The 21,890-nt window shown below is 66.0% G+C and carries 21 protein-coding genes; 16 read left to right on the plus strand and 5 right to left on the minus strand.

What is annotated here, in order from left to right:
• Position 1 precedes the first annotated feature (1 nt).
• The 4 genes from ACNKU3_RS00970 to ACNKU3_RS00985 are packed head-to-tail and all read right to left on the minus strand — an operon-like array spanning position 2 to position 4,923.
• The gene (locus tag ACNKU3_RS00970) at positions 2–1,591 is read right to left on the minus strand and encodes a hypothetical protein (RefSeq protein WP_418257531.1); all 1,590 of its coding nucleotides are present in this window, start codon (positions 1,589–1,591) and stop codon (positions 2–4) included.
• On the minus strand, positions 1,575–2,264 hold the full coding sequence (locus ACNKU3_RS00975) for a cysteine hydrolase family protein (RefSeq protein ID WP_418257532.1): 690 nt from the start codon (positions 2,262–2,264) through the stop codon (positions 1,575–1,577). The genes ACNKU3_RS00970 and ACNKU3_RS00975 overlap by 17 nt, the downstream gene beginning before the upstream one ends.
• Positions 2,261–3,553 carry an amidohydrolase family protein gene (locus ACNKU3_RS00980; protein ID WP_418257533.1) on the minus strand — a complete coding sequence of 431 codons (1,293 nt, stop codon included), beginning with the start codon at positions 3,551–3,553 and terminating at the stop codon, positions 2,261–2,263. The genes ACNKU3_RS00975 and ACNKU3_RS00980 overlap by 4 nt, the downstream gene beginning before the upstream one ends.
• Positions 3,550–4,923: an FAD-binding oxidoreductase gene (locus tag ACNKU3_RS00985; RefSeq protein ID WP_418257534.1), complete on the minus strand. Its 1,374-nt coding sequence runs from the start codon at positions 4,921–4,923 to the stop codon at positions 3,550–3,552. Before ACNKU3_RS00985 ends, ACNKU3_RS00980 begins: the two co-directional genes overlap by 4 nt.
• A 291-nt stretch (positions 4,924–5,214) precedes the next feature.
• Here ACNKU3_RS00985 and ACNKU3_RS00990 point away from each other — a divergent pair, with 291 nt between their 5' ends.
• The 3 genes from ACNKU3_RS00990 to ACNKU3_RS01000 are packed head-to-tail and all read left to right on the plus strand — an operon-like array spanning position 5,215 to position 7,739.
• On the plus strand, positions 5,215–5,763 hold the full coding sequence (locus ACNKU3_RS00990; protein WP_418257535.1) for a DUF2165 family protein: 549 nt from the start codon (positions 5,215–5,217) through the stop codon (positions 5,761–5,763).
• Positions 5,753–6,361 (plus strand): nucleoside deaminase, encoded by a 609-nt coding sequence (locus ACNKU3_RS00995; RefSeq protein WP_418257536.1) that lies wholly within the window; start codon positions 5,753–5,755, stop codon positions 6,359–6,361. The genes ACNKU3_RS00990 and ACNKU3_RS00995 overlap by 11 nt, the downstream gene beginning before the upstream one ends.
• A 4-nt stretch (positions 6,362–6,365) precedes the next feature.
• On the plus strand, positions 6,366–7,739 hold the full coding sequence (locus tag ACNKU3_RS01000) for a uracil-xanthine permease family protein (protein WP_418257537.1): 1,374 nt from the start codon (positions 6,366–6,368) through the stop codon (positions 7,737–7,739).
• Here ACNKU3_RS01000 and puuE read toward each other — a convergent pair.
• Entirely contained in the window at positions 7,721–8,635 is a 915-nt protein-coding gene (puuE, locus tag ACNKU3_RS01005; protein WP_418257538.1) for an allantoinase PuuE, read from the minus strand. The genes ACNKU3_RS01000 and puuE overlap by 19 nt on opposite strands.
• 365 nt (positions 8,636–9,000) lie before the next feature.
• On the opposite strand from puuE, the gene ACNKU3_RS01010 reads away from it, so the two are divergent.
• From ACNKU3_RS01010 to dinB, 13 genes are all read left to right on the plus strand, one after another.
• Positions 9,001–9,759, plus strand: a complete 759-nt coding sequence (locus tag ACNKU3_RS01010; RefSeq protein WP_418257539.1) for a DUF3450 domain-containing protein — start codon at positions 9,001–9,003, stop codon at positions 9,757–9,759.
• Positions 9,759–11,135, plus strand: a complete 1,377-nt coding sequence (locus ACNKU3_RS01015) for a MotA/TolQ/ExbB proton channel family protein (RefSeq protein ID WP_418257540.1) — start codon at positions 9,759–9,761, stop codon at positions 11,133–11,135. Before ACNKU3_RS01010 ends, ACNKU3_RS01015 begins: the two co-directional genes overlap by 1 nt.
• A gap of 4 nt (positions 11,136–11,139) precedes the next feature.
• Positions 11,140–11,670 (plus strand): MotA/TolQ/ExbB proton channel family protein, encoded by a 531-nt coding sequence (locus tag ACNKU3_RS01020; protein WP_418257541.1) that lies wholly within the window; start codon positions 11,140–11,142, stop codon positions 11,668–11,670.
• Positions 11,667–12,080, plus strand: coding sequence for an ExbD/TolR family protein (locus ACNKU3_RS01025; RefSeq protein WP_418257542.1), 414 nt, complete (start codon positions 11,667–11,669; stop codon positions 12,078–12,080). The genes ACNKU3_RS01020 and ACNKU3_RS01025 overlap by 4 nt, the downstream gene beginning before the upstream one ends.
• 2 nt (positions 12,081–12,082) lie before the next feature.
• Positions 12,083–12,718 (plus strand): energy transducer TonB, encoded by a 636-nt coding sequence (locus tag ACNKU3_RS01030; RefSeq protein WP_418257543.1) that lies wholly within the window; start codon positions 12,083–12,085, stop codon positions 12,716–12,718.
• Positions 12,718–13,950 carry a tetratricopeptide repeat protein gene (locus ACNKU3_RS01035; protein ID WP_418257544.1) on the plus strand — a complete coding sequence of 411 codons (1,233 nt, stop codon included), beginning with the start codon at positions 12,718–12,720 and terminating at the stop codon, positions 13,948–13,950. The genes ACNKU3_RS01030 and ACNKU3_RS01035 overlap by 1 nt, the downstream gene beginning before the upstream one ends.
• Before the next feature lie 42 nt (positions 13,951–13,992).
• Positions 13,993–15,600: a gamma-glutamyltransferase family protein gene (locus ACNKU3_RS01040; RefSeq protein WP_418257545.1), complete on the plus strand. Its 1,608-nt coding sequence runs from the start codon at positions 13,993–13,995 to the stop codon at positions 15,598–15,600.
• Complete coding sequence (locus ACNKU3_RS01045; RefSeq protein WP_418257953.1) at positions 15,600–16,421, plus strand: sulfite exporter TauE/SafE family protein; 822 nt, start codon at positions 15,600–15,602, stop codon at positions 16,419–16,421. Before ACNKU3_RS01040 ends, ACNKU3_RS01045 begins: the two co-directional genes overlap by 1 nt.
• A gap of 25 nt (positions 16,422–16,446) precedes the next feature.
• The gene (locus ACNKU3_RS01050) at positions 16,447–17,688 is read left to right on the plus strand and encodes a pyridoxal-phosphate-dependent aminotransferase family protein (protein WP_418257546.1); all 1,242 of its coding nucleotides are present in this window, start codon (positions 16,447–16,449) and stop codon (positions 17,686–17,688) included.
• Entirely contained in the window at positions 17,681–18,973 is a 1,293-nt protein-coding gene (locus ACNKU3_RS01055; protein WP_418257547.1) for an allantoate amidohydrolase, read from the plus strand. Before ACNKU3_RS01050 ends, ACNKU3_RS01055 begins: the two co-directional genes overlap by 8 nt.
• Positions 18,970–20,055 (plus strand): nucleoside hydrolase, encoded by a 1,086-nt coding sequence (locus tag ACNKU3_RS01060; protein ID WP_418257548.1) that lies wholly within the window; start codon positions 18,970–18,972, stop codon positions 20,053–20,055. Before ACNKU3_RS01055 ends, ACNKU3_RS01060 begins: the two co-directional genes overlap by 4 nt.
• A gap of 108 nt (positions 20,056–20,163) precedes the next feature.
• On the plus strand, positions 20,164–20,526 hold the full coding sequence (locus ACNKU3_RS01065) for a hypothetical protein (protein ID WP_418257549.1): 363 nt from the start codon (positions 20,164–20,166) through the stop codon (positions 20,524–20,526).
• Between the two features lie 91 nt (positions 20,527–20,617).
• Positions 20,618–21,781 (plus strand): DNA polymerase IV, encoded by a 1,164-nt coding sequence (gene dinB / locus ACNKU3_RS01070; protein WP_418257550.1) that lies wholly within the window; start codon positions 20,618–20,620, stop codon positions 21,779–21,781.
• Positions 21,782–21,890 lie beyond the last annotated feature (109 nt).

Genomic DNA, 21,890 nt, shown 5'->3' on the forward strand with positions numbered 1-21,890 from the left:
CTTAACTTTCGCCCGCCGCCGGGCCCTCGTAACCCGCCGGCACCGGTACTTCGCTGGTCTTGCGCAGCCCGTGCCATCCCGCGCCCAGCGCCAGCAGGCCGTAGGCGACTGCCGGCGCAGGCGAGACCGCCCAGCCCACTGCTTCCCCGTGCATGAAACCGAAGAAACTCAGCAGGCAGCCTGCGAGGCTGAACGCGGCGACCCGCGTGTATTCGCGCTCGATCACGAACACGGCGATGGCGCCGAGTACCAGGCCGCCGAGGATCGATCCTCCGCCGAGGGTCTCCAGGCCCTGGTAGAGCACACCCGCGCCGGCCAGGTTGTCGAGACCCACCTCGTGGGCGGAGGTGCCCGCGGCGCCCAGCGCACCGTCGATCTGGTTCTTGGCCCAGGCGGCGAGGTGCGGCACCAGCGCCAGAATGATCGCCGGGGCGTGGCGGCCGGGCGATTCGCGGAAGGCCTGGGCGCCGATCAGCATGCCGATGTACAGCAGGATCGGCAGGATAGCGACCACCGGAATCAGCGCCAGCGCCAGCGAGAGAATGCCGAAGCAGCACAGCAACAGCATGACCAGGCCGGTGACCGCTGAATAGCCGATGCGCCCGCCCATGGCTTTCCAGCCGGGGTGGCCGATGTACACCGCGTTGATGAAGGGGTTGCCCATCAGGCAGCCGACCATGCTGACCACGCCGTCCGCCACCACCACCCGGTTGGTCGGGTAACTGTCGCCGGCGGCGTCGGCGCTCTCCACGTTGTCCATCGCCTCGACCAGGTCGTAGATACCGAAGGGCACGGCGGTGACCAGCAGGATGCCGAGGTACTCGAAGCCGGAGAAAGTGTAGCCGATCGCCGGCAGCGGCAGCGAGAAGCCAAAGTCCGCCAGCGCCGCGCCGATGGCGGGCACGCTCATGCCGCCGTAGTCGTAACCCAGCGCCGTGGCGCCCCAGGCGATCAAGGTGCCGACGAAGATCGCCACCAGGCCGGCGGGAATACCGCCGGGGTAGCGTACGTTGCCGAACCAGCCCGCGAGGATGATGAAGAAACAGGTCAGGCCGATCAGCGGCGCACCGTACATTTCCAGCGCCGGGCGCATGGAGATAAAGGTGACCGAGACCCCCGCAAGCGTGCCGAGCAGGGCGGCGCGCGGGGTGATGCGGCGGATGATCGGGGCGATGTAGCCGCCGAGCATGAGGATGATGCTCTGGATGAACACCCAGGCCAGGCCCGCCTCCCAGGCGGCGTAGGGATCGCCGGTCTGCGCCTTGATCGGCATCATGATGACGAACACCACGATGAACATGTGCGCTACGCCGATGCCCGAGGGCAGGGCGCAGACGTCGTCGCGGCCGGTTTCCTTCGCCAGTTTCCAGGCGAGCCAGGCGTAGTAGGCGGTACTCAGGCAGAGCATCAGCCCGGTGGCCGGCAGGATGCGTCCGAATACGAGATCGTCCGGCATCTGCAGTGCGTAGCGCAGTAGTCCGGTGAGTACCAGCAGGTTGACCAGGATGTTGGTGCCAAACCCGAACAGCGCGTTCCAGTCCCCGGTTGACCAGAACTTCGGTGTAAATTCCCTGTTAAGCGTCGTCTCCATTTTGCCTTCCCCCGAAAGCATCGATAATGGCATTCGCGGTCGTCACTGCACCGAAGATGCCGCCCTGGGCGCTGATCATCGCCAGGCCCACACGGTGAAACTCGTCGAAATAGGATGCACAGCAGTCTCCCGGCACCAGTACCCGGTAGCCGCGGTCGTTGGCCTCGCGCACCGTGGTGTGCACACAGACCTCGGTGGTGACGCCGCAGATGATCAGGTGCTCGATACCCGCGCTGCGCAGCAGCAGGTCGAGGTCGGTGGCGTAAAACGCGCCCTTGCCGGGCTTGTCGATCACGCTCTCGCCGGGCAGCGGGTAGAGTTCCGCGATAAAGTCGTGGCCCGCCTCGCCGCGCACCAGGATGCGTCCCATCGGACCGCTGTCGCCAATCTTGCGACCCGGGGCGCAGCGCGCCTGTTTTTCCGGGTGCACATCTTCCAGCCCCGGGCGGTGTCCCTCGCGGGTGTGCAGCACGGGTACGCCGACCGCGCGCATCGCCTGCATCAGGCGCGCGCAGGGGGCGATGGCCGCGCGCAGTTTCGCGACATTGTTGCCGAGGGATTCGCCGAAGCCGCCGGGTTCGAGGAAGTCCCGCTGCATGTCGATTACCAGCAGGGCGCTGCGTGCCGGGTCGAGGGAGACCGCTGCGGGCTCGGCGTCAATGGTCACGGTCATCTGCTGTCACCTGTTGTCGGGAGAGCCTGCGGGATCGCCTGGCCACATGGGTGCGCCTGCGGCCAGTGGGTCGTCAGGCGCTGTTCCAGTACCCGCCGCCCGCCGAAATACACCTCGCGCCGCAGCGGCTGTTCGCACAGCGCACTGTGCAGGTCGTCGCAGTCGAGCAGGGAAAAATGCGCGGCGCTACCGACCGTGAGACCTGCAGCCGGCAGGCCCAGCGCGCGCGCGGGCGCCTCGCTCACCATCGCCAGCAGTTCCCCGCTGCGCCGGGGGCCGATCTGGGCGACCTGCGCCAGCAGCGCGGCGCTGGCCAGCGGGTCGTAATCACCCCAGGGCTGGAAGGGGTCCTGCACGTTGTCGCTGCCCACCGCCACGGTCACCCCGGCGTCGAGCAGTTCACGGATGGGCGGGATGCCGCGGGGCGCGGGCTGTACGCCGTGGCCCATCAATACCAGGTTGCAGGCCGGCAGGGTGATCACGCCGATCCCGGCGCGCTGTAGCAGCGCGATGGTGTCGGCCCGTTGCGGCGCTTCGACAAAGCCCAGCGAGCAGCAGTGGCTGGCGGCGACCGGCAGGTCCCAGTCCAGTTCGATGCAGCGCTGCGCCAGGTAGCGCAGGCAGGGGCTGGCCGGGTCCTCGGTCTCGTCGATGTGCAGGTCGAGTGGTCGACCGTAGCGGCCGGCGAGATCGAGAGCGGCGTCGATCGCCCGCTGCGGCGCGTCGCACAGGGCCGGGGTACCGCCTACGGCGACCGCGCCCATCTGCAGGGCCTCGGCGCAGATCGCCAGCCCCTCGTTGCTGGACAGGTTGCCGAGCACGGTGAACTCCAGCTGGATGCGGTCGGCCCAGCGCGCGGCCAGGTCGAGCATTCCCTGCAGCACCGGCAGTTCCTCTGCGCTGCCGAGGTCGATGTGCGAGCGCATTACACTGACTCCGGCGCGCACTGCCCGCTGCAGGCCGCGCTCGGCGCGCGCCAGCACCAGCTCCAGGCTGCGCTGGCGCTTGTACTCGCGCATGGCGGCGATGGCGTCGCAGAGCGCGCCGCGGCCGCTGCTGCCCGCCTCGGGCAGGCAGTCGCGGCTGTAGTTCTTGTCCAGGTGGGCGTGGGGCTCGACCAGCCCGGGCAGCAGCAGTGCAGCGCCGCCAGTAACAGTCTCATGGGCATCCAGTGCGGCATCCGGACCGATGTGGGCGATCCGCGGCCCGCGGGTGGCGAGGCACATGGCCTCGCTCGCGCCGGGCAGGCGGATGTCGCGCAGCAGCAGGTCGAAGTGTGCGGCGGTCACCCTCCGGCCTGCTCCAGCGCGTGCAGGTGGCCGGGGTTGAGCAGGTGCTGCGGGTCCCAGCGGTCCTTGGCCGCGAGCATGCCATTGTTGTACCAGCGGGTATCCTCGTCGAGGAAGTGGGTGTGGGGATTGGCGATACCGATGCCGTTGGCTTCGCAGTAGTCGATCAGGTCTTGCAGTTGCTGGTTGCCCTGGAAGCGGACCACGCTGAGGCCGGCGGCGCGAATATCCCCGCTCACCGGGTCGCCGACGAACTCGATGTGGGTCTGGACCTGGTCGCCGAACACTTCCCTGCGCTGCGTCACCTGCTCGTGAATGCGCTGCAGGTCGAAGCCCTCCTGCAGGTAGGTGAGGCCGGGATCGTATTTCATCGCCCACTGGGTGGTGTGGTTCCAGGTGAAATCGTAGATCTGGAAACCCTTGCCCTTGAGCGGCCCTTCGGGCGGCGGCTGGTGGAAGGTCAGGCTGCCGCCGAGTTCCTCCATATACGCACTGGCGGCCTCCGGGGCCAGGCTGCTGATCAGGAAGACCAGCGACTTGCCCTCGGGGCAGGCGTCGCGCTTGACCAGCGGTTTGAAGTAGGCGGGGATCGGCCATTCGAAGGCGCTGACCAGGCGTTTGCTGATGCTGCTGTCCGCGGCAACGCTCGCCCCGGCGCGCATGGCAGTGTCGAAGTCCTCGCAGGCAAAAATGTACTGGTGCCAGTCCTGGCGCGGCGCCAGGGCGAAAGTGACCTCGGTGACGAAGGCGGTCAGTCCGCAGTTGTGCAGTACGTCGCGCAGCTGTTCCGGTCCGCGCAGTTCGATGCGCCGCGGCTCCGCCTCGCAGGTCAGGATGCTCACCTGGCGCACGTTGTCGAGGTCGCGCAGCATGCCCCACGTGATGGAGCCGATACCGCCGCTGCCGCCGGTAATGAATCCGGCCGCGCTGGAGGTGCCGATGGTGCTGGGAAACATGCGCAGTTCGGCGCCGTGTTCGGCGGCCTGCTGCTCGATGGTCCACAGGTTCACCCCGGCCTCCACGCGGGCGGCGTCCGCGTCCAGCGAGATAATGCGGTTGAAGCGGCGGGTGTTGATCATCAGCCCGCCCTGCAGGGGTACCCCCTGGCCGTAGTTGCCGGTGCCGCCGCCGCGGGGAGTGACGGGGACGCTGTGCTCTACCGACAGGGCGAGCAGCGCACGCAGTTCTGCTTCAGTCGCGGGGTAGGCGATGGCCTCGGCCTGGCAGTCGTCGAGCAGCGGCGTCAGTACCGGGGAGAAATGGAAGCAGTCGCGCGAGCCGGAGCGCAGGGCGCGGGGGTTCAGTTCGAGGAAGCTTTCACCGACGATGGCGGCGGCCGATGAGATGAATTCGGGACTGCAGCGGTTCACAGACTGATCCTTTGCTTTAACAGGCGGTTTTGATTTCAGGTTCGAATCCAACAAAGAGAGCAAGTTACATGCCACTGTTTCAGGCCCTGTAAACAGGGGGATTCGCGGATTTTGCCCTTCCAGTACGCACCTTTTGGGTGCGTCGTGCCCGAAAAATGAGCCGAATGATCAAGAATTCGCATGCACTGGGGTCCGCCCCCGGGCGCAAGTCCGCGGTTGGCGGGGTTCCGGGGCGGTGGGCACCAATCTTGCTAGCCTGACCCGGTGTTGAAAACCCCCCGAGGAAAAAGCGTGAGCCGTTCTTTGCTGCAGGCCCCCATGGGCACCCGATGTATGAAGGCCCTGCTGACAGTGCTGGTGGGCGCGTTCGCCCTGCTGGTGGCGGTCAACAATGTGACCGACTACGGCTCCAATTTCATGTTCGTCCAGCACGTGCTGGCCATGGATACCACCTTCGAGGGCAACCGCCTGATGTGGCGGGCGATCGAGGCGGAGTGGTTTCATCACCTGGCCTACTGGCTGATCATCGCCTGCGAATTTTCCGCCGGCGTACTCTGCACGGTGGGCGCCATCGCCATGTGGCGCAGCCGCCACCAGCCGGCGGCGCAGTTCCAGCCGGCGCTGATGCTGGCCAGTTGGGGCCTGGTTCTCGGTATCGCGCTGTGGTTCGGCGGCTTCATGACCGTCGGCGCCGAGTGGTTCCTGATGTGGCAGTCCGACGCCTGGAACGGTCAGGAGGCGGCCTTTCGCTTCATCATGTGCCTGTTCGGTTGCCTGTTGTTCCTGCACCTGCCCGAGCCGCCCTGCGCCTCGGCGCAGCAGGCGCCCCATGGTAGCTGACCGCCGCAGCTTTATTCGCAATACCGTCTTACTGGGCCCGCTGCTGATCGCGCCAGGCGCGCTGTTTTCCCGGGCCGTTGCTGGAGAGAAATTCATGCCGGATTTGCCGCAACCGCCGGGCAGCGACCCGACCGCCCAACAGATCATCGCCAACCTGCGCCGCGCCAACGAGGTCGCACGGGGCGCCATGGTCAAGGGGCATCACCCTTTCGGCGCGGTGCTGGTTGCCGCCGATCACGAAACTGTTCTCATGGAGCAGGGCAACATCAATGCGGTCAACCATGCCGAATCCACCCTGGCGCGACTCGCCGCGGAAAAATACAGGCCGGAGGAACTCTGGGCTATGACGCTCTACAGCACCGCGGAACCCTGCGCCATGTGTGCCGGCACCCAGTACTGGGCCAATATCGGCAGGCTGGTGTTCGGTATCTCCGAGGCCCGCCTGCTGGAACTGACCGGCAGCAGCGAGGAAAACCCGACCATGGATGTTCCCAGCCGCTACGTGTTCCAGCACAGCCAGAAAGCCATCCGGGTATGGGGCCCGGTGCCGGAAGTGGAAGAGGAGATTGTCGCCCTGCACCGGGATTTCTGGAGCTGAGGCGATGGGCGGCAGCGGGGGAGGCGACTGGCAGGTTCCGCTCTACGGCTGGCGGGACGTGCCGCCCTGGCCGACCGCGCTGCTGGCGGGATTCCAGCACCTGCTGGCGGTGTTCGGCGGGATTGTCACCGCGCCGCTGATTATCGCCGCGGGGATGGGGCTGTCGGTTGCCGATACCAACTACCTGGTAACCTCGGCGCTGCTGGTGTCGGGCATCGCCACCATGATCCAGATTTCCAGCTGGCGCGGTTTCGGTTCCGGCCTGCTGTCGATCCAGGGCACCAGTTTCACCTTTATCGGCGCCATCCTGTTTGCCTGGCACGCACTGCCCGCGGAGCAATCCGACGGCGAGCGCCTCGGCACGCTGTTCGGAACCATCGCGGTCGCCGCCCTGGTCAGTTTGCTGCTGGCCGGGCACCTGCACCGCCTGGCCCGGGTGATCACGCCCGCGGTGACCGGGGCCACGGTCGTGCTGCTGGGCGCCACGCTGGTGCTCTCCACCGGCCGCAACCTGTACCGGGTGTTCCAGCAGGCCGGGAGTTCTGCCGAGGCGCTGGAAGCCCTGTTGCTGGCGGCGGCAGTGCTGGTGGTTACCCTGCTGCTGGCACTGTGGCGCAACCCCTGGTGCCGCATGTGCGCGATCCTCGGGGGGCTGGGCGCCGGCGCGCTGCTGGCCCTGGCACTGGGGAAAATCGACACCGCGCCGCTGGGGCAGCTGGACTGGTTTTTCCTGCCCGAGCCGCTGCGCTACGGCCTGGGCTTCGACTGGACGGCGTTCCTGGTCATCATGCCCATCTTCCTGGTGACGGCGATGGAGTCGGTGGGCGATCTCACCGCGACCCAGGCACTGAGCCGCCTGCCCACCAGCGGCCCGGCCTACTGGGCGCGGGTGCGCGGGGGGGTGATGGCGGATGCCTTCAACTCGCTGCTCGCGGCGCTGCTGGCGACCTTTCCCAACACCACGTTCAGCCAGAACAACGGCGTGATCCGGCTGACCGGCATCGCCAGCCGCCACATCGGCTTTATCGTGGCGGGCATGCTGGTCCTGCTCGGGGCGCTGCCGCTGGTGGCGGGGGTGTTCCAGATCATCCCGCCGCCGGTGATCTACGGCGCCACCTTGCTGATGTTCGCGATGATTGCGCTGACCGGCTTCAACATCCTGCGCAGCGCGGAGCTGTCGCGCCGCGGCTGGTGGGTGGCCGGCGGCGGCCTGCTCGGCGGCCTGGTGTTTGGCACCGCCGCCTGGCTCGCCGATGGCCTGCCGGACCAACTGCGCCTGTTGCTGGGTTTCCCGGTCTCCAGCGGCGCGCTGTGCGCCATCGTGCTGGAGTGGTTGCTGCCCGAACGCCTGGGCGAGCCTCAGCCCGCCGGCCTGTAGTTGGCGTGCCAGTGCCGGGCGATGTCGCTGCGCCGGCAGACCCACACCTGCTCGTGGGACTGTACGTAGTCGACGAAGCGCTGCAATGCGGCGAAACGCGCGGGGCGGCCCACCAGCCGGCAGTGCAGGCCGATATTCAGCAGCTTCGGTGTGCTTTCCCCCTCGGCATAGAGGACGTCGAAGGCATCCTTGAGGTAAGTGAAGAACTGGTCACCGCAGTTGAAACCCTGGGGCGAGGCAAAGCGCATGTCGTTGGTATCCAGGGTATAGGGAATGACCAGGTGCGGACCGTCCGGCCCGGCCACCCAGTAGGGCAGATCGTCGGCGTAGGAATCGGAATCGTAGAGAAAGCCGCCTTCCGCCAGCACCAGGGCGCGGGTATTGGGGCTGTCGCGGCCGGTATACCAGCCCAGCGGGCGCGCACCGGTGAGTTCGCCGTGCAGGCGGATCGCCTCGCGGATATGCTCGCGCTCCACCGCCTCGGGGACTTGCTGGTAGCTGATCCAGCGCAGGCCGTGGCAGGCGATTTCCCAGTCCGCCTCGCGCATTGCAGCCACCGCCTCGGGGTTGCGGGCCAGCGCGCTGGTGACGCCAAATACCGTGACCGGCAGGTCGCGCCCGGCGAACAGGCGCTGCAGGCGCCAGAAGCCGGCGCGGCTGCCGTACTCGTAGATCGACTCCATGCTCAGGTGGCGGTCGGGGAAGGCCTGTGCGCCGATGATCTCGGAGAGAAACACCTCCGATACCGGGTCGCCGTGGAGCACGCAGTTTTCGCCGCCCTCCTCGTAGTTGACGACAAATTGCACGGCGATTCGCGCGTTCCCCGGCAGTTCGAAGCGGGGCAGGTGGCGGCCGTAACCGATCAGGTCGCGGGGGTAGGACGGGTCGCGGTTCAATTGGGTTCTCTCCCGGTGGTTGTGCCCCAGCTTGAAGCAAGGAGTGTACCAGCGGGCTGACGGGGGCGGTTCCCGGCCCTTGTTTCCAAGGGTTTGCGGCTCTCTGCACTGTGCTTGGGCGTGCGGCCCAAAAAATCGCACTGTTATGGAACAAAAGCTGTCCAGTTGGACAAGATTTCAGCTGGAGAGCCCCCGGTCGAATTTCCCGAAGCGCGCAATGCCCTTGTTTTAAAGGGGCTACAGCGCCATGGCACGCTAATTGCTCTTTCTGACCACGAACCCTCAGAAGTCATCGTGCGGAGGGTGGGGACAGCTTCCAGTCTACCGCCACCGCGAGCCATTTTCAGTTCAGGAGTTGGAGCATCATGCACCACAGAAAAACCTTCCGCAGGTTGGCCCTGTTGCTACTGCTGGCGCCGCTGGGCGCGCAGGCGCAGGAAGCCGCGCTAGAAACCCAGGTCAAGACTGACTCCGCTGCGGCGGCCAGCCAGGACCGGATCGACAAGCTCGACGAGCAGGCGACCACGTCCCTGCAATCCTACCGGGTAGCGGTGCAGCGGGCCGAGAGCCTCACCATCTACAACCAGCAGTTGCAGCGCCTGATCGATTCGCAGGAAGAGGAGATCGAATCAGTCAAGCGGCAGACCGCGGAGATCGACAATATCGAGACCGGCGCACTGCCGTTCATGCTGGAGATGACCGATACCCTGAGCACCATCGTCGAGGCCGACGTACCCTTCCTGCGCGCCGAACGTATCGAGCGTATCGACAACCTGCGCAGCATGATCGACCGCGCCGACGTCACTGCCGGCGAGAAATACCGCCGCATCATGGAGGCCTACACCATCGAGGCCGATTACGGCCGCACCATCGAAGCCTACCGCGGTGAACTCAATTCCAGCGGCGAAGTTCGCTCCGTGGACTTCCTGCGCATCGGCCGTGTCGGCCTGTACTACCAGACCCTCGACGGCGCCGAGAGCGGCCGCTGGAACAGCAAGCTGGGCAACTGGGAAGTGCTCGAGGGCAGCTATCGCCGCTCGATTCGTGACGGATTGCGGGTGGCGCGCAAGCAGGCGCCGCCGAGCATGTTGAAACTGCCGGTAACGGCTTCGGAGGACGCGTAATGAAAGCCCCACGTTTATTCCTGGCCTCCGTGGCCATCGCCGCCAGCGTGTTCGCCGCCAGTGCGCCGGTTGCAGCCCAGGGCAGCAGCGAGCTGACCAAGCTGCTGCAGCGGGTGGAACAGAACCAGACCGAGGAAGCCAAGCGCAATCGCGAGCGCGAGGCGAAATTCAAGGCCGCGGCGGACCAGCAGGTCGCGCTGCAGCGCAACGCCGAGGCGGAAGTGGCGCGGCAGGAAGCCCTGCGTATCGAACTCAAGGAGCGCTTCGACGCCAACGAGCTGAGCCTGGCGGAACTGCAAACCACCCTGGACCAGCGCACCGGTGACCTCGGCGAGCTGTTCGGCGTATTCCGGCAGATGGCCGACGATACCCAGACTGCCCTCTACGACTCGCTGATCACCGTGGAGTACCCCGAGCGCAAGGCCGTGGTCGATGAACTGGCCTCCAGCGAGGAAGTGCCGACTATTCCGCAGATGCGCGCCCTCTGGCAACTGCTGCTGCAGGAGATCGCCCACTCCGGGGAGATCAGCCTGTTCGACGCGCAGATCATCAAGCCCAGCGGCGACGCCTACAGCGCCCCGGTCACCCGCGTGGGAACCTTCAACATGGTTTCCGGCGACAAGTACCTCAACTACATCTCCGATTCCGACCAGGTGGTGGAACTGCCGCGCCAGCCCCAGGGCTACGTGCGCAGCTCGGCCAGTGACCTGACCTCGGCGGCGAAGGGCGAGACTGTCGGTTTCTATCTCGACCCCTCCCGCGGTGCGCTGCTCGGCCTGCTGGTGCAATCCCCGAGCCTGATGGAGCGTGTCGAGCAGGGTAAAACCGTGGGCTACGCGATCATCGTGGTCGGCATTGTCGGCCTGATTATCGTCGCCGCGCGCATGCTCTCGCTGGCGCGCACCCAGCGCCGCATCAAGGCGCAGCTGAAGGATATGGATCACTTCGACAAGGACAACCCGCTGGGCCGCATTCTCAACGTGTACTACGAGAACAAGCACCTCGACCTGGAAACCATCAAGCGCAAGCTGGATGAAGTGGTGTTCCGCGACGTCTCGGAGATCCGCAAGGGCCTGCCGATCGTCAAGGTGCTGGCCGCGGTAGCGCCGCTGATGGGCCTGCTGGGTACGGTGACCGGTATGATCGGCACCTTCCAGGCCATCACCCTGTTCGGTACCGGCGATCCCAAGCTGATGGCCGGCGGTATTTCCCAGGCGCTGATCACCACGGTGCTGGGCCTGTGCGCGGCGATCCCGCTGCTGCTCAGCCACAGCCTGCTGTCCAGCCGGGTGACCGCGATGAGCAAGGTGATCGGCGAGCAGTCCGCGGCCCTGATGGCGCAGAAAGCCGAATCCGACGCGCAACTTAAGGCCTGAAACCATGGAAGTCGTCAGTGCATTCCGTGATTTTCTCGACAAGGGTGGCGACGTGCTCTACGCCATCCTGCTGCTCTCCATCTGGCTGTGGTGGCTTATCCTGGAACGCTACTGGTACTACCTGCGCGAGCTCAAGGGCGATGTGAACAGCGCGGCCAGTACCTGGAACCAGCGCAGCGACCAGCGCTCCTGGTATGCGCTTACCCAGCGCCGCGGCCTGATTTCGGAGATCGAGGTGAAGATGCTGCGCAACCTCGGCCTGATCCCGGCGCTGATTGCCCTGCTGCCGATGTTCGGCCTGCTGGGTACGGTGACCGGCATGATCCAGGTCTTCGACGTCATGGCCTTCATGGGATCGGGCAACCCCCGGGCGATGGCCGACGGCGTCAGCGCGGCCACTATCCCGACCATGGCCGGGATGGTGGTGGCCCTGATCGCCATTCCCTTTGCCACTCAACTCGAACGCCGTTACCGCAGTGAGAAACAGCGTTTGGCCGAAACACTCAAGATTGCTGACCAGGAGGTCGTCGCATGAGCGATTCCATCAATTCGATGATTCTGGAAGAAGAGGAAAGCCAGATCGACCTCACGCCGATGCTCGACGTGGTGTTCATCATGCTGATCTTCTTCATCGTTACCTCCACCTTCGTCAAGGAGGCGGGTGTCGATGTAAGCCGTCCCAACGCCGACACGGCGGTGGTGACCGAGTCCAACAGCATCCAGATCGGCATCACCGCCGCCAACCAGATCTTCATGGACAAGCGCCAGGTGGACAAGCGCGCGGTGCGCGCCAACGTCGAGCGCGGGCTGGCGGAAAACCCGGGCGCCGCGGTGATTATCGTCGCCGATTCCGACTCCAAGACCGAGACCCTGATCGAGGTGATGGACCAGGCGCGGCTGGCGGGCGCGGAAAACGTCTCGGTAGCGGCTGACGAGGGCAACTGACCATGCCAGTGGTGTTGAAGGACGTGATGACCTTCGCCGCGGCCTGCGGCATCGGGTTGGCGCTGTTCGTGCTGATGCAGCTGATGATCAGCGCCGACGCGATCCTCGAAAAACCGGACGGCGAGCGGGCCTTCCTCAACTTCGTGCGGGTGGACCAGTCCGAGGAAACCCGCACCAAGGAGCGCAAGCTCAACGAACCGCCGCCGCCGGAAGCGCCGCCGGAGACGCCGGACATGTCGATGGATATGGCCAACGTGAACCCCAACCTGAGCATGAACATGCCCACTATCGGCATCCCGATCAACTCCGGTGACGGCCCCTACCTCGGCGCCCTGCAGCAGGGCCAGGGCCTGGCCGGTTTCGACACCGATGTCATTCCGGTGGTGCGCATCGCGCCAACCTATCCGCGCGGCGCCAAGCAGGCGCGCATTGAGGGTTACGTGACAATGGCGGTGACCATTCGCCCGGACGGCACCGTCTCCGGCGCCGAGGTGATCGAGTCAGACCCGGCGCGACTGTTTGACGATGCGGCGCTCAACGCGATCAGGCGCTGGAAGTTCCGTCCCAAGGTGGTCGACGGCAACCCGGTGGCGCAGCGCGCCAGACAAACCATTGAATTCAAGTTGGGAGGCGGTTGATGCGCAGGAAATTTACAGCCGCGGCACTGCTCAGTGTGGTGCTGTTCGCCGCGACACCCGCTATGGCTGGCCCGGATTCCGTCAGCACCGGCACCTACAAGGAGCTGACTGAAATCCAGGAACTGATGGCTGCAGGTCGGATGAACGACGCGGTTGACCGCCTGCAGACCCTGCTGTCGGAAGTGGAGGATGACAGTCTCGACAAGGCCTTGACCCTGCAGACCCTCGGCTACGTGGAAATGTCGCGGGAGAATTTCCCCACCGCGATCGAACTCCTGAAGGGTGCGCTGGCCACCCAGCGACTGCCGCAGAACGTGGTCTACAACGTCGGCTACATGGTAGCGCAGCTGCACGCGGCGCTAGGCCAGTTTGACGAAGCGCTGGAATTCGCCGAGGAGTGGTTCAAGCAACTGGAAAATCCGAAGCCCGATCAGTACATGTTCATGGCCAACATCTACGCCCAGGTAAAACGCTATGCGGATTCCGCACCCTACGCGGAGAAAGCGGTGGCCGCGGCCGCCGAGCCGCGGGAGGCCTGGTTCCAGCTGTTGACCGCCGACTACTTTGAACTGCAGCGCTACCCGGAGGCGGCGAAAACCCTGTTGCGCATGGTCCAGTTGTGGCCGGACAAGGGCAACTACTGGGAACAGCTGGCCAGCGTCTACATGGTCACCGACGACAAGGCGCGCGCCCTGGCCTCGCTGAAAATGGCCTTTGACCTCAATGTGCTGGAAAAGGAAAGCACGGTAAAATCCCTGATCCAGCTCTGTGTCATGCGCGGTATTCCCGAGCACGGCGGCCGCCTGTTGCAGGCGGCTATGCAGCAGGAACTGCTGCCGGAAGACGAGACCTACATGGAAATGCTCGCCCAGGCCTGGGTGGAGGCGCGCGAGTACGACAGCGCCGTGGCCACCTATTCGCAGATCGGCGAGCGCTTCGGCAGCGGCAAGGCCTGGATGAAGGTGGCCAACATCCACGTCGACGTGGCCGAGTGGGAACAGGCGGAATCCGCGGTTTCCCGCGCGCTGCAGGCCGGGCTTGAGCCCGACGACAAGGGCAAGGCCCTGCTGCTGCAGGGTATTGCGCGGGTGGAGCAGGGTAAGTTCAAATCCGGCAAGGAATCCCTGCGCCAGGCGCGTACCTTCAGCAAATCGGAACGCAGTGCGGCCAACTGGCTCAACTACGCCGACGAGATGAAGCGCCAGGCCGACTGGCTGGCGGCCAACCGCTAGGGCGCGGGTAGCTGGATCAACCGAACAGGGTAGATTGAACTCGTGGAAACCCCTTTCCCCGCAGGCGGGCGTGTCGCGTTTACCGCGCCCCACGCCGCCGTCGCGCAGATGGCCCAGGGCCTGTTGCTGGACGGCGCCAGTGCGGTAGACGCGATGGTCGCCGCCTCCGCGGCGATCGCCGTCTGCTACCCGCATATGAACAGCCTCGGCGGCGACGGTTTCTGGCTGGTCTGTCCGCCGCAGGGCGAGCCCGTGGCCATCGACGCCTGTGGCTTCGCCGCGCAGGCCGCAGTTCCCCAGTGGTACGCCGACGCCGGCCTGTCCGCGATTCCCTCCCGCGGCGGTGCCGCGGCCCTGTGCCAGGCGGGCACCCTGGACGGCTGGCGGGTGGCCCGGGAACTGGCGGCCGAGCGCGGCCTGCAATCCCGTCCGCTGGCTGATCTGCTGGCGCCCGCCGCGCAGATGGCCCGCGACGGTATCGCGGTGACCGCGACACTTGCCGCCGCCTGCGAGAAACTCGCCGGCGAGGGCGCCGGCCACGTGGCCTTCCGCGAGCTGTTCCTGCCCGGCGGCAGGGCGCCGCAGCCCGGGGCAATGCTGCGCAACCCGGCGCTGGCGGATTTCCTCGAGCGCCTGGGACGGGAGGGCACCGAGGCGTTCTACCGCGGTGCGCTGGCGGCGTCGGTGCAGTCGGCGCTGGCGGCGGAGGGCTCCCCGCTGGCGATCGGCGATTTCAGCGACTACCGCGCCGCGCTGGTCGATCCCCTGGCTACTGCGCTCAACGGCGCGCAGTTATACAACCTGCCGGCGCCGACCCAGGGTGTCGCGTCGCTGATGATCCTCGGCATCAATGACCGCCTGCGCCACGGGCTCGCACCAGCCAGTGAAGCCGACCGTGTGCACTGCCTGGTGGAAGCCACCAAGCTCGCCTTCGAACTGCGCGACCGGGAAGTCTGTGATCCGGGGCATCTCAGCGAACACTGGCCGGGGCTGCTCGATCCCACGCACCTCGACGCACTGGCCGCAACGGTACAACTGGATACCGCGACGACCTGGCCGCGCGAGGCCGCCCACGGCGATACCGTCTGGATGGGCGCACTCGATGCGCAAGGCTGGATGGTGAGTTTTATCCAGAGCGTGTACTGGGAGTTCGGCTCCGCGATCCTGCTGCCCGAACACGGCCTGGTCTGGAACAACCGGGGCATGAGCTTTTCCCTGCAGCCCTCGCACCCGAACCGGTTGCGACCGCGCTGCAAACCCTTCCACACGCTCAATCCGGCGGCGGCGATCTGTGCAGACGGGCGGCGCATCGTCTATGGCACGATGGGCGGCGAGGGGCAACCGCAGACCCAGGCGGCACTGTTCAGCCGCTATTATTACGAGGGCTGGCCGCTCGCGCGGGCCATCGCCGAGCCGCGCTGGCTGCTGGGGCGGACCTGGGGCGATACCGATAACGACCTGAAACTGGAACAGAGCCTGTATGAACGCATTGGCAGTGATCTCAGCGCCCGCGGGCACCGCATCAAGCCGGTGCCGGAGCACAGCGAAATGATGGGCCACGCCGGAGCGATCTGCCTGTACCCGGACGGCCGGGTGGAAGCCGCCACCGATCCCCGCAGCGATGGCGCGGCGCCGGGAGGTGAACCGTGATGGAGCTGGTCGCCGAATGGCTGCCGGTGATTCTCGCGCTGGTCGCCACCGGGGCAATAGCCGGTGTGCTCGCGGGATTGCTCGGGGTCGGCGGCGGTATCGTCATCGTGCCGGTGCTGTTCCTGGTGTTCCAGTCGCTGGGTATGTCCGCGGCCACGGCGATGCTGGTGGCCACCGGTACCTCCCTGTTGACCATCATTCCCACCAGCATTTCCTCGGTGCGGGCGCACCATGCGCGGGGCAACGTGGACACTGCCCTGCTGAAACTGTGGGCGCTGCCGATGATCCTGGCGGTGATTTGCGGCAGCCTGGTTGCCACCCGCGCCGGCGGCCTGGTGCTCACCGCGATTTTTGGCAGTATCGCGATCATCGTCGCCCTGAACATGCTGTTCCGCGCCAATGCGCCGGCGGTGTTCAGCCAGCTGCCCCCGGCACCGGGACAGGTCGCGATGGCCGGCGGTATCGGCTTTTTTTCCGTCATGATGGGCATCGGCGGCGGTACGCTCGGCGTGCCCACCATGACCCTGTGCAATGTGCCGACCCATCGCGCGGTGGGAACCGCCGCGGTGTTCGGCCTGTTGATCGCCGTGCCGGGCGCTCTGGTGATGCTGTTCGGGGGGACCACGCCAGCAGACGCACCGGCCGGCACCTTCGGGCTCGCCAACCTGCCGGGTTTCGCCCTGATCGTGCCGATGACCACGCTGATGGCGCCGGTCGGCGTGCGCCTCGGCGCGAAGCTCGACGGCGCAACCCTGAAGCGGGTGTTCGCGGTCTTCCTGATCATCGTCGGCACCCGCATGTTGTGGCAGACCTTCGCCTGAGCGCGCCACGGAAATCGAGGAATCTATGAAAGGGCAATTACTCCAGACCGGTCCGGGCGAAGGGTTTTCGCCGCCCCAGCGGCTGCTGATGGGGCCGGGACCGATCAACTGTGACCCGCGTATCCTGCGGGCGATGTCGCACCAGGTAATCGGCCAGTTCGATCCCGACATGACTCGCTGCATGAGCGAAACCATGCAGCTCTACCGCAGCGTTTTCTGCACGCAGAACCCGTGGACCTTCCTGGTCGACAGCACCTCCCGCGGCGGTATCGAGGCCTGCCTGGTCTCCCTGCTGGCGCCGGGCGACAAGGTGCTGGTCGGCGACTTCGGCCGTTTCGGCGCCCTGTTGCGCGAGATCGCCGAGCGCTGCGGCGCGGAAGTGGAGACCCTCGCGGTACCCTGGGGGGAAGTGCTGCAGCCGGAGCAGGTTGCCGCGGCCATCGACCGCGTGCGGCCGAAACTGCTGGCGCTGGTGCAGGGCGACACCTCCACCACGATGTGCCAGCCACTGGCGGAGATCGGCCGGATCTGTCGGGAAAAAGAAGTACTGCTGTACTGCGACGCCACCGCGTCGATCGGCGGCAACGAACTGCGGGTGGACGACTGGCACCTGGATGCGGTGAGTGTCGGGCTGCAGAAATGCCTCGGCGGCCCCTCCGGCAGCGCGCCGCTGACCCTCGGTGACGCGGCGGTCGCGGAGATTCGCAAGCGCCATCATGTGGAGGCGGGCATCCGCACCGCCGATCACGACGAGGGCGAGGGTGCGCGTATCGGCTCCAATTATTTCGACCTCGCCATGATCATGGACTACTGGGGCGAAGAGCGCCTGAACCACCACACCGAGGCGGCCAGCATGCTGTACTGCGCCCGCGAGTGCGCGCGCATCCTGGTGGCGGAAGGTATGGATAATGCGGTCGAACGCCACCGCGTCAACGGTGCGGCGCTGGCGGCGGGACTGGCGGCGATGAACCTGCAACTCTACGGCGACCAGTCCCACCGCATGAACAACGTGGTCGGGGTCTACATTCCCGACGGCGTCGACGGCGACGCGCTGCGCCGGGAAATGCTGCAGTGCTACGCCATCGAGATTGGCACCTCCTTCGGGCCGCTGCACGGCGTGATCTGGCGCATCGGTGTGATGGGTTATAACTCCCGCCCCGACGCCGTCCTGCTTACCCTGGCCGCGCTGGAGCAGTGCCTGCTGCGCCAGCGCCACCCGCTGAGCCCCGGCGCCGCCGCGGCGGCGGCGCTGTCCTGTTATGGCTGAAACTGCGCCGGGCGTCGAGCGGGCTTTTTCGCCGCAGGATTGCGCGGCGTCGGCCCAGCGCATCATGCAACACTGCGAGCAGCTCGCCGCGCTCAGCAGCCTGCCCGACGGGGTATTTCGCGCTTACCTGACGCCGGAACACCGGGCCTGTAACAGCACGGTCGCGCAATGGATGCAGCAGGCCGGCCTCGGCAGCTGGCAGGACAACGCCGGCAATATCTGGGGAAGACTGGCCGCCGCGCAGGAAAATGCGCCGGTGCTGGTGGTGGGTTCGCACCTCGACACCATCCCCAATGCCGGCAAGTACGACGGCATACTCGGCGTGGTGCTGGCGGTGGAAGCCGCGGCGCGCCTGCGGGAGAACGGCCTGGAGCTGCCCTTCCACCTGGATATCGCCGGCTTCGGCGACGAGGAGGGCTCGCGCTTCGGCACGACCCTGATGGGCAGTCGCGCTGCCGCCGGCCGCTGGAATCCGGGCTGGCTGGAATTGCGCGATGACCAGGGTGTCAGCCTGGCCGCGGCCCTGCAGGACTTCGGCTGCGATCCCTTCGCCATGCAAAGCTGTGATCGCAGTGGCGAGGACCTGTTCGCCTATCTGGAGCTGCACATCGAACAGGGACCGGTGCTGGAGAAGCAGCAGCAGGCCCTCGGGGTGGTCACCAGCATCGCCGGGGCGCGGCGCTTCGTGGTACAGATTCACGGCATGGCGGGGCACGCCGGCACTGTGCCCATGGACATGCGCCGGGACGCGCTGGTGGCGGGCGCCACTGCGGTCGGCCTGGTGGAAAGCATCGGCCGTCGATTTGATGTCGTCGCCACGGTCGGGCAGCTGCAGTGCTGGCCCGGCGCGCCCAACGTGATCCCCGGCGAATGCCGTTTCACCATCGATATCCGCTCCGGGCGGGACTCGATCCGCGACCTGGCGCTGGATACCCTGGTGGGTGAGATCGACGCGATGGTGGCCGCGCGCGGCCTGCAGATCGACTGGAGCGAAACCCACAATGCCTCTGCAGTCACCTGCGCCAGCCATCTGCAGCGCGCTATGGAAGACGTCCTGCAGGCGATGCACCTGGTCCCGGTCTCACTGGTCAGCGGCGCCGGTCACGACGCCATGAGTTTCGACGGCATTACCGACGTCGGCATGCTGTTCCTGCGCTGTGCCGGTGGTATCAGCCACCACCCCGATGAATGCGTGGAAGAGGCTGACGTCGCCGTCGCCACTGCCGCCTTCCTGAACCTGCTGCTGGCCCTCGGCCGGCGCTATTCCGCCGGAGCCAATGGATGATTCGCATCGCACTGTTCGCACTGGCGATTGTTCTCGCACCGGGCGCCCGCGCGGCGATCCCGGTCATCTTCGACAACGACATGGCCATCGACGACTGGTCCACGCTGCTGTACCTGGCCCGTGACCCGGAGGTGGAACTGCTCGCCGTGACTGTCGCCGGCAGTGGCGAGGCGCACTGCGCACCCGCGGTGGCCAATGCCCTGGCCCTCCTGCAACTGGCGGGGGCTGCGGACAGCATCCCGGTGAGCTGCGGCGATCCCTGGCCCCTCGACGGCTATTTCGTCTTCCCGGTGCCCTGGCAGGAGGACATGGACATACTTTCCGGCGTCGAGATTCCTCCCGCTACCCGCCAGCCGGATGGTCGCCATGCGGTAGACGTGATCCACGCGAGCCTGCAGGCCAGTGACGAGCCCGTAGTCCTGCTGGCGACGGGCCCGATGACCAATCTCGCCCAGTGGCTGCAGCGCTATCCGGGGGATCGCGACAGGGTCAGCCGGGTGGTGGTGATGGGCGGCAGCCTCGACGCGCCAGGCAATATCATCGTGCCCAAATTTACCGACGGCCATCCCAATACCGGGGCGGAGTGGAATTTCTATATTGACCCGCTGGCCGCGGATATCCTGCTGCGCTCCGGCCTGCCGGTGGAAATGGTGGGGCTGGATGTCACCAATACCGTGCGGGTTACCGCGGCATTCGCCGCCGATTTCAAGGCGCGCGCCGATAACCCCGCCGCCGATTTCTGGGACCAGGTGCTGGACCGCAACGACTGGTTTATCGCCTCCGGGGAATACTATCTCTGGGATGTGCTGGCCGCGCTCACCGTGGTCGACCCCGCCACCTTCTGCAAGGGCGAATCGCTGCCCCTCGCCGTGGACCACGGGCCGGCCGGTTCTGTCTGGGAGGCGGGTTCCGACCCCAACATGCCGGCAACGCGCTGGGACGGCCAGCCGCGCGCCCATCTGGACGCGGGCGGCGCCGGCGTGGTCCTGCGGATCCCCGAAGGCCCGCAGACGAAAGTATGCCTGCAGACCGATGGGAGCGCTGCTTTCAAGCGCTTTACCGCGGTGATGACAGATAGCTGAGTACCGCTGTCCCCGCCCCTGCCATCGGCATTGGTCGGGTCTATAATCAGCCAATTGGGGCATTGGACGCGACGGACAGGCATGGCAAGGGCACTACTGGTTTGGTTGATGATTCTCCCGCTCGCCGTTGCCAACGGCGCGCTGCGCGAGCTGGTGCTGGTTCCCGCGTTTGGGGAAACGCGGGCGCTGGCCGCCAGTGGCATCTGCCTCTGCGTCCTGGTTGTCGCCGTCGCCTACGTTTTCCTGCCCTGGATGGGCCTGCGCCGCGGTTCCCGCTTGCTCGCAGCAGGTATCCTCTGGCTTATCCTCACCCTGCTATTCGATCTCGTTTTCGGGCTGGCGCGGGGCATGCCGCTGTCCGCCACGCTCGACGCCTACCGCCCTGGCAATGGCAACCTGTGGCCGCTGGTCCTGGTCTTCATCACTTTTGCGCCTTACCTGGCTGCGCGGATGAGGGGGATTGTCCGCTGACGGTTGTGGGCGGCCCCGTCGCCTGTCGCTTCGCGATACATCCCCGGTAGTATCGCCCAGGATAAATTTCCCGTCCTTGTGGAAGCTTCTTGTGTCCTCCCGGAGTCCCACCTACTATCGCGCCATGCCGGAAGACAAGACGCCAGCCGGGCCGAGAAAGATCATTCACATCGACATGGATGCCTTCTTCGCCAGTGTCGAGCAGCGGGACAATCCCGAGCTGCGCGGCCGTCCCGTGGCCGTCGGCGGCAGCGCCGCCCGCGGCGTGGTGGCGGCCGCCAGCTACGAGGCGCGCGAGTTCGGCGTGCGCTCGGCGATGCCCTCGGTGACTGCAAGGAAACGCTGTCCGGCGCTGGTTTTCGTCAAACCACGCTTCGAGGTCTATCGCGAGGTCTCGCAACAGATCCACGCCATCTTTCGCCGCTACACCCAACTCGTCGAGCCACTTTCACTGGATGAAGCCTATCTCGATGTCACCGCGGACGATGCCGCCATCGGCAGCGCCACCCATATTGCGCAACTCATCCGCAAGGCGATTCGCGAGGAAACCGGCCTCACCGCCAGCGCCGGTGTCAGCTACAACAAGTTCATCGCCAAGATCGCTTCGGACCAGAACAAACCCGACGGCATCTGCGTGGTTCGCCCCGAACAGGGAGCCGGTTTTGTCGCCGAACTTCCGATCCGGCGTTTCTACGGCGTGGGGCCAAAAACCGCGGAAAAAATGGCGCGACTCAATATCGAGACGGGCGCGGACCTGCGCGACTGCGAACTCGATTTCCTGCGCGAGCATTTCGGAAAATCCGCCGAGTACCTGTTTCACGCCAGCCGCGGTATCGACGACCGGCAGGTAAAAACCGAACGCATCCGCAAGTCCATCGGCGCCGAGCGAACTTTCGGCGATGACCTGATCGAAGAACCCGCATTGCGCGAAGCGCTCGCTGAAATCGCCGCTACGGTCTGGGACCGTGTCCAGAAGCACGGCAGTCGCGGTCGCACGGTAACTCTGAAGCTGAAATACGCCGATTTTCGACAGATCACTCGCGCCCGTTCGTTTCCGGAGCCTGTTGCTGATGGTGAGTCATTGTTTGCGATCGCCCAGGAGTTATTGGGTGAGCAGTTGCCGCTGCCGCGGGGGGCGCGTCTGCTTGGCCTTACTGTTTCGAGTCTGGAGTCTTTCAAGTCGAATGATGCTGTCAGCGTAGTAACGGGGGCGGTCCGGGAGGGAGCTCCTCGGCAGGGGAGTTTTGAATTCTAATGCCCGGATTGGCACTGCCTTTTTGCAAGTACAGGTGTGGAGCTAGAGCATAGTCCGAGGCCGCGTTGCCAACTACTGCCTCGCCGGGACCGCCAAAAAGCGCACATCC

Origin of the sequence: Haliea sp. E17 (assembly GCF_048323675.1) — a bacterium.
Classification (GTDB): Bacteria; Pseudomonadota; Gammaproteobacteria; order Pseudomonadales; family Halieaceae; genus Mangrovimicrobium.

Coding starts and splice junctions, on each gene's coding strand:
- ACNKU3_RS01030 (WP_418257543.1), top strand. CDS start 12,083: ATGCCAGTGGTGTTGAAGGACGTGATGACCTTCGCCGCGGCCTGCGGC.
- ACNKU3_RS00975 (WP_418257532.1), bottom strand. CDS start 2,264: ATGACCGTGACCATTGACGCCGAGCCCGCAGCGGTCTCCCTCGACCCG.
- ACNKU3_RS00970 (WP_418257531.1), bottom strand. CDS start 1,591: ATGGAGACGACGCTTAACAGGGAATTTACACCGAAGTTCTGGTCAACC.
- ACNKU3_RS01015 (WP_418257540.1), top strand. CDS start 9,759: ATGAAAGCCCCACGTTTATTCCTGGCCTCCGTGGCCATCGCCGCCAGC.
- ACNKU3_RS01060 (WP_418257548.1), top strand. CDS start 18,970: ATGATTCGCATCGCACTGTTCGCACTGGCGATTGTTCTCGCACCGGGC.
- ACNKU3_RS01010 (WP_418257539.1), top strand. CDS start 9,001: ATGCACCACAGAAAAACCTTCCGCAGGTTGGCCCTGTTGCTACTGCTG.
- ACNKU3_RS01035 (WP_418257544.1), top strand. CDS start 12,718: ATGCGCAGGAAATTTACAGCCGCGGCACTGCTCAGTGTGGTGCTGTTC.
- ACNKU3_RS00995 (WP_418257536.1), top strand. CDS start 5,753: ATGGTAGCTGACCGCCGCAGCTTTATTCGCAATACCGTCTTACTGGGC.
- ACNKU3_RS01055 (WP_418257547.1), top strand. CDS start 17,681: ATGGCTGAAACTGCGCCGGGCGTCGAGCGGGCTTTTTCGCCGCAGGAT.
- ACNKU3_RS01045 (WP_418257953.1), top strand. CDS start 15,600: ATGGAGCTGGTCGCCGAATGGCTGCCGGTGATTCTCGCGCTGGTCGCC.
- ACNKU3_RS01050 (WP_418257546.1), top strand. CDS start 16,447: ATGAAAGGGCAATTACTCCAGACCGGTCCGGGCGAAGGGTTTTCGCCG.
- ACNKU3_RS01065 (WP_418257549.1), top strand. CDS start 20,164: ATGATTCTCCCGCTCGCCGTTGCCAACGGCGCGCTGCGCGAGCTGGTG.
- ACNKU3_RS01000 (WP_418257537.1), top strand. CDS start 6,366: ATGGGCGGCAGCGGGGGAGGCGACTGGCAGGTTCCGCTCTACGGCTGG.
- ACNKU3_RS01020 (WP_418257541.1), top strand. CDS start 11,140: ATGGAAGTCGTCAGTGCATTCCGTGATTTTCTCGACAAGGGTGGCGAC.
- ACNKU3_RS01025 (WP_418257542.1), top strand. CDS start 11,667: ATGAGCGATTCCATCAATTCGATGATTCTGGAAGAAGAGGAAAGCCAG.